Here is a 14418-nt window from a genome sequence, read left to right as displayed (position 1 = left end):
CTCTGCCGGGGGGTGGCGGGTCGGCCCGATCCTCTCAGACTTCGCGCGGGGCCCGGGCGCGCAGCTCGCGGCGCAGGATCTTGCCGCTCGCCGACTTGGGCACCGCGTCCAGGAACTCCACCGCGCGCACCTTCTTGTACGGCGCGACCCGGCGGGCGACGAACTCGATCACCTCCTGCTCGGCCAGCTCGCAGCCGAAAGCCCGCACCACGTACGCCTTGGGCCGCTCCTCGCCGTCCGACCCGGTGACGCCGACCACGGCGGCGTCGGTGATCTGCGGGTGGGTGAGCAGCAGCGCCTCCAGCTCGGCCGGGGCGACCTGGTAGCCCTTGTACTTGATCAGTTCCTTCACCCGGTCCACCACGAAGAGGTAGCCGCGCTCGTCGACGTAGCCGATGTCGCCGGTGTGCAGCCAGCCGTCGGCGTCGATCATCGCGTCGGTCTCGGACGGGCGGCCGAAGTAGCCCTTCATCACCTGCGGGCCGCGGAACAGCAGCTCGCCGCGCTCGCCCACGCCGAGGTCGGTGTCCGGGTCGTCGAGCGAGACCACCCGCAGCTCGGTGGAGGGGACCAGCCGGCCGACCGCGCCGGGCGGCGGGGTCGGGTCGCTGATCGGGACCACGTGGGTGACCGGGGAGAGCTCGGTCATGCCGTAGCCCTGCAGCAGGTGCGGCAGGCCCAGGCGGGCGGCGCAGGCGGCGGCCAGCTCGGCGTCCAGCGGGGCGGCGGCGCTCAGCACGTACCGCACCGAGGAGAGGTCGAAGCGGTCGACCAGCGGGTGCTTGGCCAGCGCGAGGGCGATCGGCGGGGCGACGAAGACGCCCTCGATCCGCTGCTCCTGAATGGTGCGCAGGAACTGCTCCAGGTCGAAGCGGGGCAGCACCACCACGGTCGAGCCGCGGCGCAGCGGCTGGTTGAGCAGCGCGGTCAGGCCGTAGATGTGGAAGAACGGCAGGACGGCGAGGATCCGCTCGCCGGGCTCGGTGACGTGCACGGCGTCGGTCTGCAGCAGGTTGGTGGCCACCGAGCGGTGGGTGAGCATCACGCCCTTGGGCAGGCCGGTGGTGCCGCTGGAGTACGGCAGGACCGCCACGTCGGCGCCCGGGTCGATGACCGGCGTCGGTTCGGGGGCGGTGGAGGCCTGGAGGTCTGCGAGCGAGCGGTGGCCCTCGGCCTGGTCGCAGACGAAGATCTCGACGATCCCGGCCGGCCCGTCGGCGGTGTCGTCGCCGTCGTTGTCGGCCTTCGGGTCGGCGGCGAGCGCGGCGGCGGCCTCGGTGGCGACCGGGAGGAAGGCCGCAATGGTGATGATCCAGCGGGCCCGGGAGTCGCGGAGCTGGCCGGCGAGTTCGCCGGCGGTGGTGAGCGAGCTGACCGTGGTGACGGTGGCGCCGGCCCGGGTGATGCCGTAGAGGGCGGCCGGGTAGGCGATGGTGTTGGGGCTGTAGAGCGCGACCACGTCGCCCTGGCCGACGCCCGCCTCGGCCAGGCCGGCGGCGATCCGGCGGCTGGCGGCGTCGAGTTCGGCGTAGCTCAGGCTGCGGCCGGTGATGCCGTCGATCAGCGCCGGGGTGTCGGCGTGGGCGGCGCTGCCGCCGAGGACGGCTTCGTGGATCGGCAGGTCGAGCGGGGCGATCTCGGGGTAGTCGCTGCGGAACACCATGCATGCCTCCGGCAAGGGGTGGGCTGAACGCTGCTGGTGACAGCGTGCCGCCATTCGGGGCGGCCGCCCAGAGGGCCTCGGTGGCCGGGCGGTGAACGGGAGGGCCCGCACACTGGGCCAAAATGACGCAAAATCAGACGAACGCGCGCGTCGTGATCGATCGGACACGCCCCGTGTCCACTCTGGACGTGTCCGGCGCACCGCCACCGGGCCGTCCCGAGTCCCCGTCCTGGAGTCCCCTTCATGAGCCCCCAGCACCAGCCGGCCCTGCGGATCGCAGGCGCGCTCCTGGCGAGCACCGCAGCGCTCGCCGCCCTCCCGACCTCTGTCGCGCACGCGGCCCCCGGCGACAACGGGGACGTCAAGGTCCACGACAGCACCACGGCGCAGGACAACCAGCGCGACGACCCGAAGGTGTGCCAGTTCTTTCTCGACGCCTTCAACTTCGACACCGTCCAGTCGGTCGCCTGGACCGTCTCGCAGCAGCCGCCCACCGGCAACGGCCTGGCGCTGGCCGGCGCGATCGTGCTGACCGGCGGCACCGGCCGGACGGCGACCTACTCGCTTCCGGCCGGCCACTACAAGCTGGAGTGGACCTTCACCGGGGAGAACGGCAACGCCAAGCAGAAGGTGTTCATGGTGGACTGCGCCAGCAGCTCGCCCACGAGCACGCCTTCCGGCCCGCCGACCGGCGGCTCGCCGTCGGGCCGCGGCAGCAGCCCCGCGGCCGTCCCGGGCCACGGCCATGGGCCGTCGGGCGGGGTCGCGGCGGGCGGTGGCGGCAGCGTGCACGGCCCCGAGGTGGCGGAGATCGCCGCCGGCTCGCTGCTGACGGCGGTCGCCGTCTGGCTGGGCCTGCGCGCCGCCCGCCGCCGCTCCGCGCGCAATGCCGCGTCCTGATCCCCGCCGTGCGCGCCACGGTTCCGGCATGCTCACTGCCGGGGCCGTGGCGCTCGCGCTGTGCGCCGGGGCCTGGCTGATCAACGACGGGTCGACCGGCTCCGCCCCGCCGCAGCCGGGCCCCTCAGCGGACACGGGCACCCCTTCGGCCGGGGCGGACCCCGGCGGCAGCCGCGTGCCCGCCGCCCCGCCGCTGCCCGCCTCGCCGCCGGTCCGGATGCGGATCCCCGCCATCAAGGTGGACGCCCCGGTGACCGACGTCGGGCTGGACGACCAGGACCACCTCGCCTCCCCACCGATGGACAACCGCAACCTGGTCGGCTGGTACCGCCAGGGCCCCACCCCCGGCGCGGCGGGCAACGCGCTCACCGTCGGGCACGTCGACAACCACTCCGGGCCGACCGTCTTCTACCGGCTCGGCCTGCTGCGCCGCGGGGACACCATCGAGGTGGTCCGCCGCGACCGGAAGACCGCGGTGTTCACCGTCGACAGCGTCCGGCTGTTCCCGAAGGACGCCGTCCCGACCGACCTGGTGTACGGGCCGACCGACCGTGCGGAGCTGCACGTGATCACCTGCGGCGGCACGTACGACAGGAAGACCGGCTATCAGTCGAATGTCGTGGTGTTCTCGCACCTCACCGCGGCTCGCTGACGCTCCGCCCGCCGGGGCCCGGTCCACCTCAGTACGACCGGGGCAGGCCCAGGGTGTGCTGGGCGACGTAGTTGAGGATCATCTCCCGGCTCACCGGCGCGATCCGGCCCACCCGGGTGGCGGTGATCAGCGCCGCCAGCCCGTACTCCTGCGTCAGGCCGTTGCCGCCCAGCGTGTGCACCGCCTGGTCGACCGCCCGGCAGGACGCCTCCCCCGCCGCGTACTTGGCCATGTTGGCCGCCTCGCCGGCGCCCAGGTCGTCCCCCGCGTCGTACAGGTGCGCGGCCTTCTGCATCATCAGCCGGGCCAGCTCCACCTCGATGGAGCACTGTGCCAGCGGGTGGGCGATGCCCTGGTGGGCGCCGATCGGCGCGTCCCAGACCGTCCGGGTCTTGGCGTACTCCACGGCGGTGGACAGCGCGTAGCGGGCCATGCCGAGGGTGAACGCCGCCGTCATGATCCGCTCGGGGTTCAGGCCCGCGAACAGCTGCAGCAGACCGGCGTCCTCGTCGCCGACCAGCGCCTCGGGCGGCAGCCGGACGTCGTCCAGGAACACCTGGAACTGCTTCTCGGGGGCGGTGAGTTCCATCGGGATGGCGGTGTACTCGAAGCCCGGGGTGTCGCGCGGGACCACGAACAGCGCGGGCTTGAGGCGGCCGGTGCGGGCGTCCTCGGTGCGGCCGACGAACAGCACGGCGTCGGCATGGTCGATGCCGGAGATGAACACCTTCCGGCCGGAGAGCACCCAGTCCTCGCCGTCGCGGCGGGCGACGGTGGAGATCCGGTGCGAGTTGGAGCCGGCGTCGGGCTCGGTGATGCCGAAGGCCATCCGGCGGCTGCCATCGGCCAGGCCCGGCAGCCACTGCCGCTTCTGCTCCTCGGTGCCGAACCGGGCGATCACCGTGCCGCAGATCGCCGGGCTGACGATCATCATCAGCAGCGGGCAGCCGGCCGCGCCCAACTCCTCCAGCACGATCGACAGTTCGGTGATGCCGGCACCGCCGCCGCCGTACTCGGCCGGCAGGTTGACGCCGAGGTAGCCCAGCTTTCCGGCCTCGGCCCAGAGCTCCTCCACGGGTTGGCCGGCCCGGGCCTTGGCCTGGAAGTACGCCGGGCCGTAGCGGCGGGCGAGGTCGCCGACGGCGCGGCGCAGGGACTTCTGCTCGGTGGACTCGAGAAGGTGGTTCGCGGACATGGGACCTTTCCTTCGGGTCGGTTCGAAAGCCGTCAGACAGGCCTCAGGGGCCGGCCGGTTCGATGACGGCGAGGACGGCGCCGGGGGTGACCTGGTCGCCGGGGGTGACGTGGAGGGTGGTGAGCAGCCCGTCGGCGGGGGCGGTGATGCGGTGCTCCATCTTCATCGCCTCCAGCCAGAGCAGGGGTTGGCCGGCGGTCACGCTGTCGCCGGCCTTGGCGGCGATCCGCACCACCGTGCCGGGCATCGGGGCGAGCAGGCTGCCGGGCGCGACCTGGGCGGCCGGGTCCGGGAAGCGCTCCAGCGCGGTGAGCGCGACCGCGCCGCGCGGGCCGTCCACGTGCACCTCGGCGCCGTACGCGGCCACCCGGAAGGTCTGCCGCAGGCCGTCGACCAGCAGCGTCACCTCCTCGGGCGCGGCGGCCACCAGCACGGTGCCCGAGTGTCCGTCGGCGAGCAGCCCGTCACGGGTGAGGCGGTAGCGCACCTCCGACTCCCCACCGTCGGCCGCGCGGTAGCGCTTGACCTGCGGCTGGGAGGGCAGGTTGCGCCACCCGGAGGGCAGCGCGGTACGGCGTGCGGCGGCGTCCGCGAGGGCGGCGACCAGCGCGGCGAGCCCGGTGGATCCGCCGTCCGGCGCGGTGAGTTCACCGCCGTGCTCGGTGAGGAAGCCGGTGTGCAGCCGCTCGGCGAGGAAGGCCGGGTGGCGCAGCGAGCGGACCAGCAGGTCCCGGTTGGTGGCCGGGCCGTGGATCCGGGCGCGGGAGAGCGCATCGGCGAGCCGGCGGGCGGCGGCGGCCCGGGTGGGTGCCCAGGCGATCACCTTGGCGAGCATCGCGTCGTAGTGGACGGTGATCTCGCCGCCGGCCTCGATGCCGGCGTCCAGCCGCACCCCCCGGCCCTCGAACTCCTGGTACGGCGCGGCCAGTTCGAGGCGGTGGAGGGTGCCGGTGGCGGGCTGCCAGTCGCGGGCCGGGTCCTCGGCGTACAGCCGCGCCTCGATCGCGCAGCCGACCGTCGCCGGTGCCAGGTCGGGCAGCTTCTCGCCCTCGGCGACGGCCAGTTGGAGAGCCACCAGGTCGAGTCCGGTGACCGCTTCGGTGACCGGGTGCTCGACCTGGAGGCGGGTGTTCATCTCCAGGAAGAAGAACCGGCCGTCCGGGGCGAGCAGGAACTCGGCCGTCCCCGCGCCCTCGTAGCCGATCGCCCGGGCGGCGGCGACGGCGGCGGCGTGCAGTTCGGTGCGCAGTTCCTCGGGCAGGCCGGGGGCGGGCGCCTCCTCGATCACCTTCTGGTGGCGGCGCTGCAGCGAGCAGTCCCGGTCGCCGACCGCGAGGACGGTGCCGTGCCGGTCGGCCATCAGCTGGACCTCGACGTGGCGCCCGCTGGGCAGGTACGGCTCGCAGAACACCTCGTCGGAGCCGAAGGCGTGGGCGGCCTCGGCCCGGGCGGCGGTCAGCGCCTCCGGCAGGTCGGCGAGGGCGTGCACCACTCGCATGCCGCGGCCGCCGCCGCCCGCCGCGGCCTTGACCAGCAGCGGCAGGTCGGCCTCGGTGGGTTCGGGTCCGACGCTCAGCACGGGGACGCCGGCGGCGGCCATCAGCCGCTTGGCCTCGGTCTTGGATCCCATCGCGGCGATCGCCTCGGCGGGCGGGCCGATCCAGGTGAGTCCGGCGTCCACCACGGCGCGCGCGAACTCGGCGTTCTCGGACAGGAATCCGTAGCCGGGGTGGACGGCGTCGGCGCCGGCGTCCAGCGCGGCCCGGACGATCAGGTCGGCGCGCAGGTAGGTGTCGCCGGGGGCGGCGCCGGGCAGCCGTACCGCGGTGTCGGCCTCGCGCACGTGCGGCGCGCCGGCGTCCGGGTCGGAGTGGACGGCCACCGTGGCGATGCCGAGTTCCCGGCAGGTGCGGAAGATCCGCCGGGCGATCTCGCCCCGGTTGGCGACCAGCAGTCGGGTGATCATGGAACAGCCCCCTACATCCGGAAGACGCCGTAGCCGCGCGCACCCTCGACCGGGGCGCTGTGGATCGCGGACAGGCAGATACCCAGCACGGTGCGGGTGTCCCGCGGGTCGATCACACCGTCGTCGTAGAGCCGCCCGGAGAGGAACACCGGCAGCGACTCGGCCTCGATCTGTTGCTCCACCATGGCGCGGATCGCCGCGTCCGCGTCCTCGTCGTACGGCTGCCCCTTCGCCGCCGCCGACTGCCGGGCCACGATCGAGAGCACCCCGGCCAGCTGCTGCGGCCCCATCACCGCCGACTTGGCGCTCGGCCAGGCGAACAGGAACCGCGGGTCGTACGCCCGCCCGCACATGCCGTAGTGCCCGGCCCCGTACGAGGCGCCCATCAGCACCGAGATGTGCGGCACCCGGCTGTTGGCCACCGCGTTGATCATCATCGCGCCGTGCTTGATGATGCCGCCCTGCTCGTACGCCTGGCCGACCATGTAGCCGGTGGTGTTGTGCAGGAAGAGCAGCGGAATGTCGCGCTGGTTGGCGAGCTGGATGAACTGGGCGGCCTTCTGCGACTCCTCGCTGAACAGCACGCCCTGCGCGTTGGCCAGGATGCCGACCGGGTAGCCGTGGACGGTGGCCCAGCCGGTGGCCAGGCTGGCGCCGTACAGCGGCTTGAACTCGTCGAAGTCGGAGCCGTCGACCACCCGGGCGATCACCTCGCGCGGGTCGAACGGCACCTTGAGGTCGCCGGGGACGATCCCGAGCAGCTCCTCCTCGTCGTGGCGCGGCGGCTCGACCGGGTGGAGCGGCGCCGGGCCCTGCTTGCGCCAGTGCAGGCGGTGGACGATCCGCCGGGCGAGCCGGCAGGCGTCCTGCTCGTCGACGGCGAAGTGGTCGGCCAGGCCCGAGGTGCGGGCGTGCATCTCGGCGCCGCCGAGCGACTCGTCGTCGGCCTCCTCGCCGGTGGCCATCTTCACCAGCGGCGGCCCGCCGAGGAAGACCTTGGCCCGCTCCTTCACCATCACCACGTGGTCGGACATGCCGGGCACGTACGCGCCGCCGGCGGTGGAGTTGCCGAACACCACGGCCACGGTGGGGATTCCGGCGGCCGACAGCCGGGTCAGGTCGCGGAACAGCGCGCCGCCCGGGATGAAGATCTCCTTCTGGCTGGGCAGGTCGGCCCCGCCGGACTCCACCAGGTTGACCAGCGGCAGGCGGTTGCGCAGCGCGATCTCGTTGGCCCGCAGCGCCTTGCGCAGCGTCCACGGGTTGCTGGCGCCGCCGCGCACGGTCGGGTCGTTGGCGGTGATCACGCACTCGGTGCCCTCGATCACCCCGATGCCGGTGACCAGGGCGGCGCCGACCGGGTAGTCGCTGCCCCAGGCGGCGAGCGGGGAGAGTTCGAGGAACGGCGAGTCCGGGTCGATCAGCAGCTCGATCCGCTCGCGGGGCAGCAGTTTGCCCCGACCGCGGTGGCGGTCCACGTACTTGGGGCCGCCGCCGGCCAGCGCCTTGGCGTGCTCGGTGTCCAGGTCGGCCAGCCTGGTCAGCATCGCCGCGCGGTTGGCGGTGTGCTCGGGGCCGCCGGTGTCCAGGCGGGTGGGCAGGACGGTCACAGCAGGACCTCCGGGATGTCGACGTACCGGGAGCGCAGCCACTCCCCCAGGGCCTTGGCCTGCGGGTCGAACCTGGCCTGCGCGGCCACCCCCTCGCCGAGCAGTCCGGCGAGGGTGAAGTTGACCGCCCGCAGGTTCGGCAGCAGATGGCGTTCGAGGGTCAACTCGGCCGCCTCTGGCAGGAGTTCGCGCAGCAGGTCGGTGGTGAGGGTGTGTGCGAGCCAGCGCCAGCCGGCGTCGCTGCGGGCCCAGACGCCGAGGTTGGCGTCGCCGCCCTTGTCGCCGCTGCGCGCGCCGACGACCAGGCCGAGCGGGGCGCGGCGGGTCGGCACTTCCGGCAACGGCCGGGGCAGCGCGGGCAGTTCGGGCGCCTCGTCCGGGGTGGTCGCCGTCACGGCCGGCGCATCGATCGGCAGGCGGGTGCCGTCGGGCAGCACCGCGGTGTGCTCCACGCTCTTGGCGTCCACCGCCACCGACTCGAAGACGCCGTACGGGCTGCCGGGTCCGGGCGGCGCGGTGACGTGGAAGCCGGGGTAGCCGCTCAGCGCGAGCTCCACGGCAGCGGTGGTGACCGCGCGGCCGACCCGGCGCTCGTCCCGGTCGCGGACGGTCAGCCGCAGCAGGGCGCTGGCCGTCTCCTCGGTGTCCGCGTCGGCGCGGTCGGTCCGGACCAGGGTCCAGCGCACCTCGGCCGGGGGGTCGGTCAGTTCGGCGGTCAGCTGGCGCTCGACCAGGTCGGCCTTGGCCTCGATGTCCAGCCCGGTGAGGACGAAGACCACCTCGTTGCGGAAGCCGCCGAGCCGGTTGAGGCCGACCTTGAGCGTGGCCGGCGGCGCCTCGCCGCGCACCCCGCCGATCCGGACCCGGTCCGGGCCGTCCTCGGCGAGGGTGACGGTGTCCAGCCGGGCCGTGACGTCCGGGCCGAGATAGCGCGGACCGCCCGTCTCGTACAGCAGTTGGGCGGTCACCGTCTCGACGGTCACCGCGCCGCCGGTGCCCGGGTGCTTGGTGATGACGCTGCTGCCGTCGGCGTACACCTCGGCGATCGGGAAGCCCGGGCGGGTGATGTCGTGCTCGCGGAAGAAGGCGTAGTTGCCGCCGGTGGCCTGGGCGCCGCACTCCAGCACGTGGCCGGCCACCACCGCGCCGGCCAGCGCGTCCAGGTCGCCCTGACCCCAGCCGTAGTGCGCCATCGCGGGGCCCACCACCAGCGCGGCATCGGTCACCCGGCCGGTCACCACCACGTCCGCGCCCGCCGTCAGGCAGGCGGCGATGCCGCCGGCGCCCAGGTAGGCGTTGGCGGCCAGCAGGTCGGTACGGCCGAACTCGGCGGCGCGCGGCAGCAGGTCGTCGCCGGTGACATGGGCGATCCGGGCCGACAGGCCCTGCCGGTCGGCGAGTTCGGCGAGCGCGGCGGCGAGCCGGGCCGGGTTGAGCCCGCCCGCGTTCACCACGATCCGCACGCCGCGCTCCAGGGCGAGCGCCAGCGACTCCTCCGCCTGGCGGAGGAAGGTGCGGGCATAGCCGAGCCCCGGGTCCTTCATCCGGTCGCGGGCCAGGATCAACATGGTCAACTCGGCGAGGTAGTCGCCGGTGAGCACATCGAGCGGCCCCTGTTCGAGCATCTCCCGGAACGCGGCGAAACGGTCGCCGTAGAACCCGGACGCGTTGCCGATCCGCAGCACTGCACGCCTCCCCTGCGCTGGCTTCGGCAGCAGCCTGGCAGCGGGCGCCGAACAAATCAAGCGTGCATGCTTGTTTTTTGCCGAGTGAGCCCGGACACGGCAGGTGGAACCTGGCCAGGCGTAGGGGAACTACCGGAGACGGGTCGCAGTCCGGACCAGGTCGGCGACGGCTCTGGACCGACTGTGCGGCGGCCAGGCGATCACGGTGGTGACCTTGGGTGCGTCCAGCACGGGTACGGCGGCGAGGTCACCGTGCAGTTGAGCTCGGCACGACTCCGGTGAGACCGCGCAGGCACGGCCGAGCGCGACGAGCTGCAACAGCTGCGCGTGGTCGCGGACCTGCGGGCCGGGGCCGGGCGGGTAGGTGCCGTCGGGGTCGGGCCAGCGCGGCAGGGGCAGGCCGGGCAGCCCCGTGATGTCGGCCATGTGCACATGCGTCCGGACGGTGAGCGGATGCCCGGCCGGCAGGACCACAACCTGGCCCTCCGCGCCGAGTTCCTCGGTGTGGAACCCGGCCGTCGAGTCGAAAGGACGGTGCAGCAGCGCCACGTCGGCCCGGCCCTCGCGCAGAAGTCGTTCCTGCTCGCCCGGGCCGCAGAGGATGACGTCGACGGGGACGGCGCCGGGTTCGGCGGCGTACGCGTCCAGCAGGTTCGCCAGCAGTTCGCGGGACGCACTGGCCTTCGTGACCAGGACCAGGCCGGGACGGCCGGTCGAGGGAAGGGCGGCGCGGCGGGTCCGGCGCTCGGCCGCTTCGACCGCGTCGAGGGCCGCCCGGCCCTCGACCAGCAGCACCGAGCCGGCCTCGGTCAGCGTGACGGTGCGGCTCGTCCGGTCCAGCAGCGCTGCCCCGAGCCGGCGTTCGAGCTGCTGGATCGTCCGTGACAGCGGCGGCTGTGCGATCCCGAGCCGCTGCGCGGCGCGCCCGAAGTGCAACTCTTCGGCGACAGCGACGAAGTAGCGCAGTTCCCTGGTCTCCATCCGGCCACGGTACTCCGGATCAATACCTGGAAGGTATCGTTGCCCACCCAATCGGTCTTGGACCACCGCCGGGGTCCGGGAGCAGCATGGTCCCCATGAGCGAACGAACGATTGCGCTGGTCACCGGCGCAAACAAGGGAATCGGTTACGAGATCGCCGCAGGCCTGGGCGCCCTCGGCTGGAGCGTCGGCGTCGGTGCCCGCGACGATCGGCGTCGCCAGGCCGCGGTGGAGAGTCTGCGCGCGGCCGGCGTCGACGCGTTCGGCGTACCGCTGGACGTGACCGACGACGCGAGCGCGACCGCCGCCGCACGGCTGATCGAGGAACAGGCCGGGCGCCTCGACGTGCTCGTCAACAACGCCGCCATCAGCGGCACCATGCCGCAGGAGCCCACCCGCGTCGACCCCGCCACCGTCCGCACGGTCGTGGAGACCAACGTGATCGGCGTCATCCGCGTCACCAACGCGATGATGCCGCTGCTGCGCCGCTCCGCCTCACCGCGGATCGTGAACATGTCCAGCAGTGTCGGCTCCCTCACCCTGCAGTCGGGGACCGCCGGTGAGCTGACCGCAGGTCCGGTGGCCGTGGCGTACTCGCCGTCGAAGACGTTCCTGAACGCCGTCACCCTCCAGTACGCCCGGGAGCTGAGCGGCACGAACATCCTGATCAACGCCGGCTGCCCCGGCTACGTCGCGACCGACCTCAACGGCTTCCGGGGCGTGCGCACCCCCGAACAGGGCGCGGCCATCGCCATTAAGCTCGCGACGCTGCCCGACGACGGCCCGACGGGCCAGTTCTTCGACGACGCCGGCGTAGTGCCCTGGTGACGTCGATCAGCGAGGGGCTCTCCAACTGTCGCTGACGGTCGCAGTTGGCGGGCGGCCCGTGCCACCATGCTGCACATGGCTGAGCGCGCACGGAGCTTCGGAGCGATCGCGGCGGCGTACGAGCGGTACCGCCCGGGGTATCCGCCGGAGCTGTTCGACCTGGTCGCCGGGTACGCGGGGCGGCCGCTGCGCACCGCGCTGGAGATCGGCGCCGGGACGGGCAAGGCCACCCGCCTGTTCGCCGCACGCGGCGTCGCGGTCACCGCGACCGAACCCGACCCGGCGATGCTCGCCGAGCTGCGCAGGCACGTGCCCGCGGAGGTCCGGACGGTGCGGGCCGCGTTCGAGGACGTCCGGCCGGACGAGACGTACGGGCTGGTGTACGCGGCCGCGGCACTGCACTGGACCGATCCCGAGGGCCGCTGGTCGCGGACGGCCGCACTGCTGGAGCCCGGTGGCGTGTTCGCCTCCTTCGGCGGCCCGGTCCGACCCGCCGACCCGGCGGTGGAGGAGGCCGTCCGGACGGCCCGGGCGCCGTTCCTGGACAGCGACGACATCCCCTCCCCGGACGGGACGCCGCCGGACCGTGCCATGCAGTGGCCCGGCACGGAGCTCCTGCGCTCCCCGTGGTTCACCGACGTCCGGCAGTCGGTTCAGGAGCGGCGGCTGACGGTCACCGCCCGCGCGTACGTGGGCCACCTGTCGACCGTCTCGGCGTACCTGATGCTGCCACCGCGCACGCGGGAGCAGGCGTTCGAGCGCATCGCGGCCGTCCTCCCCGCACGGATCGAGCTGGCCGCCGACCTCACCGTCCACCTCGCCCGGCGGGTTGCGTAGCCGCTACCGGGGGCGGGCGGCCCGGTCGACCGTACGGGCCCAGAACGGGCCCATGTCGGCCCGGTGGACGAGTTGGGCCAGGCGCTCGATCAGTGCGTCGTCGGGGTGGCCGACCAGCGCGCCGGTGGTGTCGGCGACGAGTTGGTTCGCCAGCACCAGTCGGACCTCGTTGAGGAAGGCGACCAGCCGCAGGGCCTGCTCGGGTGTCAGGTCGCTGTCGCGGTAGGCCGAGCGCTCGGCCATGGCGAGCTCGTACCCGAGCCGGGCGAGGAAGGCCGGGCGCTGGTCGGAGGCCAGGGCCCGCGCTAGCGGGGATTCGAACGTCACGGGGACCTCCGGTCGGGGGCGCGGGTGCGGTCGGCTGCCCGACTGTCTCACGCCTTGGCTCAGAGGATGAGCAGGAGTCCGCCGGCGGCGACGGCGAGGCCGGCGGCGACGAAGAGCGGGCCGAGCAGGCGGTCGCCGGGGCCGCGGCCGGGGCGGCCGCGGAGTTTGGCGGCGAGGGTGGCGCCGATGGCGATCAGGAGCAGGCCGATGCCGATGACGGCGGCCCACAGGAGGTCGAGCAGGCCGAAGACGTGGCGGTCGGTCGGTGAGGGGTGGATGACGGCGGCCAGCAGGGTCATGTGCCGCTCCCGCTCTCGGCGAGCTGCTGGAGGTCCGACTCGATGCCCGAACCGGCCGCGTAGACGCCGGTGTTGAGGGTGGTCCCGAAGGCGTCCTCGAAGGATCGGTCGGCGAGCTTCGCGCGGTCGCTGCGGTTCTCGCCGCCGAGCATGCCGTGCTCTTCCAGGTGGCCCGCGACCGCGTGGTTCTGGGCGTTGCCGGCGGCGCCGGTGGCGGCGTTGGTGAGGGCGTCCTCCCAGAGGGTGGTGGCGTCCTTGCCGTTGGCGCCGTCGACGACGAGGCCGCCGGCGATGTTGCCGGCGGCGCCGTTGGCCGCGGTGCCGGCGAGGCCTTCGCCGGTCAGGAAGCGGCCGAATCCGCCGGTCAGTCCGGCGCCGCGGGCGGCGGCGCCGCCGAGTCCGGTGAAGGCGGCGGTACCGGCGGCGGCGAGGGCGCCGTTCTGCGCGTCGGCACCGAGGTCGATCTGCTGGCCGGTGACCGCCTGGTTGGCCACGGCACTGCCGGTGTCGGCGACGAAGTTGGTGACGAAGCTCTCGGCTGTGGTCTTCACGAAGTCGGCACCGAACTTCGCCACGGTGGTGAGCACCTTGCCGAGCGTGGCGGCGGTCTCCTCGACGAGGCCGAGGAAGCGTTCCAGGAGGGCGGCGACCTTCTCGGCCGCGGTGGTGAACAGTTCGACCAGGTCGACCACCTTGGCGACCTTGGCGGCGACGGCGGTGTTGGCGACCAGGTCGGAGATGCCGGCGGTGACGAAGGAGAGCGCGAAGCCGGCCACCTCCATCTCGGCGATCTGGACGCAGATGTCGATGATCGCCTTGTTGATCGTGTCGATCTCGTCGGCGTAGGCGCGCAGGCCCTGGGCGACCTGGTGGAAGTTGCCGGCGACCTGGTCGACGGTCTGCTTCTGCTGCTGCCAGTGCTGCTCGAAGGCCTGGCGGGCGTCGCCGGACCAGTCGCGTTCGTCGGTGGCGGTGACGGCGGAGTCGATGGCCCGGGCGACGGCGGCGAGGTCGTCGCCCATGGTGTCCCAGGCCGCGGCGATGGAGCGGAGGCGGTCGCCGTCCCCGCCGGGCAGTTCGACGCCGAAGGCCTGGAGGATGTCCAGGACCTTGCCGTCGATCCAGTCGTTGACGCTCACACCGCACCGTCCAGGGCCCGCACGTGCTGCTGGGCGGTCTCGTCGGAGCGGCGGTAGGCGGCGGCGTTGGCTCGCAGGCGCTGGGCGTCGCTGTCCAGGACCTGGGCCAGTTGGCCGAGCGCCTTGAGGGTGCCGTCGAGCATGTCCGCGTACTTCCCGGCGGCGCCGTCGCAGACCCCGAGCAGTCCGAAGGCCTCGCCGACCTGGCCGGCCCGGGCGGCGAACTGCTCGGTCCGTCCGGTCAGTTCGCCCTTCTCGCTGTCGAACCGTCCGGCCAGCGCGCTGACCGCGCCGGGATGGACCTGGAACTGCCCCGTGCTCATCCGCTCCCCGTTTC

General features: G+C 73.5%; 14 protein-coding genes. 4 read left to right on the top strand and 10 right to left on the bottom strand.

What is annotated here, in order from left to right:
- Positions 1-34 precede the first annotated feature (34 nt).
- The gene (locus FHR36_RS33350) at positions 35-1663 is read right to left on the bottom strand and encodes an AMP-binding protein (RefSeq protein WP_253803458.1); all 1629 of its coding nucleotides are present in this window, start codon (positions 1661-1663) and stop codon (positions 35-37) included.
- A 243-nt stretch (positions 1664-1906) separates the two neighbouring features.
- On the opposite strand from FHR36_RS33350, the gene FHR36_RS33345 reads away from it, so the two are divergent.
- A complete protein-coding gene (locus FHR36_RS33345; RefSeq protein ID WP_253803456.1) occupies positions 1907-2563 on the top strand; it encodes a hypothetical protein in 657 nt (218 codons plus the stop codon).
- A 28-nt stretch (positions 2564-2591) separates the two neighbouring features.
- A complete protein-coding gene (locus FHR36_RS33340; protein WP_253803454.1) occupies positions 2592-3215 on the top strand; it encodes a class F sortase in 624 nt (207 codons plus the stop codon).
- Between the two features lie 28 nt (positions 3216-3243).
- Here the strand turns inward: FHR36_RS33340 and FHR36_RS33335 are convergent, their stop codons facing one another.
- The 5 genes from FHR36_RS33335 to FHR36_RS33315 all read right to left on the bottom strand — a co-directional run bounded on the left by FHR36_RS33335 (position 3244) and on the right by FHR36_RS33315 (position 10652).
- Complete coding sequence (locus FHR36_RS33335) at positions 3244-4410, bottom strand: acyl-CoA dehydrogenase family protein (protein WP_253803452.1); 1167 nt, start codon at positions 4408-4410, stop codon at positions 3244-3246.
- A gap of 43 nt (positions 4411-4453) precedes the next feature.
- Positions 4454-6376: an acetyl/propionyl/methylcrotonyl-CoA carboxylase subunit alpha gene (locus FHR36_RS33330; RefSeq protein ID WP_253803450.1), complete on the bottom strand. Its 1923-nt coding sequence runs from the start codon at positions 6374-6376 to the stop codon at positions 4454-4456.
- Positions 6377-6387: 11 nt separating this feature from the next.
- Positions 6388-7986, bottom strand: coding sequence for an acyl-CoA carboxylase subunit beta (locus FHR36_RS33325; protein ID WP_253803448.1), 1599 nt, complete (start codon positions 7984-7986; stop codon positions 6388-6390).
- The gene (locus FHR36_RS33320) at positions 7983-9671 is read right to left on the bottom strand and encodes an acyclic terpene utilization AtuA family protein (protein ID WP_308199711.1); all 1689 of its coding nucleotides are present in this window, start codon (positions 9669-9671) and stop codon (positions 7983-7985) included. The genes FHR36_RS33325 and FHR36_RS33320 overlap by 4 nt, the downstream gene beginning before the upstream one ends.
- Positions 9672-9800: 129 nt before the next feature.
- Positions 9801-10652 carry a LysR family transcriptional regulator gene (locus FHR36_RS33315; protein WP_253803446.1) on the bottom strand — a complete coding sequence of 284 codons (852 nt, stop codon included), beginning with the start codon at positions 10650-10652 and terminating at the stop codon, positions 9801-9803.
- 95 nt (positions 10653-10747) lie between these two features.
- Between FHR36_RS33315 and FHR36_RS33310 the strand changes: the two genes are divergently transcribed.
- Together FHR36_RS33310 and FHR36_RS33305 are read left to right on the top strand one after the other, a co-directional pair.
- Positions 10748-11479, top strand: a complete 732-nt coding sequence (locus FHR36_RS33310) for an SDR family NAD(P)-dependent oxidoreductase (protein ID WP_253803444.1) — start codon at positions 10748-10750, stop codon at positions 11477-11479.
- 75 nt (positions 11480-11554) lie between these two features.
- The gene (locus FHR36_RS33305) at positions 11555-12316 is read left to right on the top strand and encodes a class I SAM-dependent methyltransferase (protein ID WP_407660877.1); all 762 of its coding nucleotides are present in this window, start codon (positions 11555-11557) and stop codon (positions 12314-12316) included.
- 3 nt (positions 12317-12319) lie between these two features.
- Here the strand turns inward: FHR36_RS33305 and FHR36_RS33300 are convergent, their stop codons facing one another.
- Genes FHR36_RS33300 through FHR36_RS33285 form a run of 4 tightly spaced genes read right to left on the bottom strand, consistent with a single transcriptional unit; the run spans position 12320 to position 14404 of the window.
- Positions 12320-12643: a hypothetical protein gene (locus tag FHR36_RS33300; RefSeq protein WP_253803440.1), complete on the bottom strand. Its 324-nt coding sequence runs from the start codon at positions 12641-12643 to the stop codon at positions 12320-12322.
- Between the two features lie 59 nt (positions 12644-12702).
- Positions 12703-12942, bottom strand: a complete 240-nt coding sequence (locus tag FHR36_RS33295; RefSeq protein WP_253803438.1) for a hypothetical protein — start codon at positions 12940-12942, stop codon at positions 12703-12705.
- Positions 12939-14081, bottom strand: coding sequence for a WXG100 family type VII secretion target (locus FHR36_RS39665; RefSeq protein ID WP_308199710.1), 1143 nt, complete (start codon positions 14079-14081; stop codon positions 12939-12941). The genes FHR36_RS33295 and FHR36_RS39665 overlap by 4 nt, the downstream gene beginning before the upstream one ends.
- On the bottom strand, positions 14078-14404 hold the full coding sequence (locus FHR36_RS33285) for a WXG100 family type VII secretion target (RefSeq protein WP_253803436.1): 327 nt from the start codon (positions 14402-14404) through the stop codon (positions 14078-14080). Before FHR36_RS33285 ends, FHR36_RS39665 begins: the two co-directional genes overlap by 4 nt.
- Positions 14405-14418: the final 14 nt, after the last annotated feature.

Origin of the sequence: Kitasatospora cinereorecta, from assembly GCF_024172095.1 — a bacterium.
Classification (GTDB): domain Bacteria; phylum Actinomycetota; class Actinomycetes; order Streptomycetales; family Streptomycetaceae; genus Kitasatospora; species Kitasatospora cinereorecta.
The sequence above is the reverse complement of the archived record's forward strand: the minus strand, read 5'-3'. Positions and strand labels throughout refer to the sequence as shown.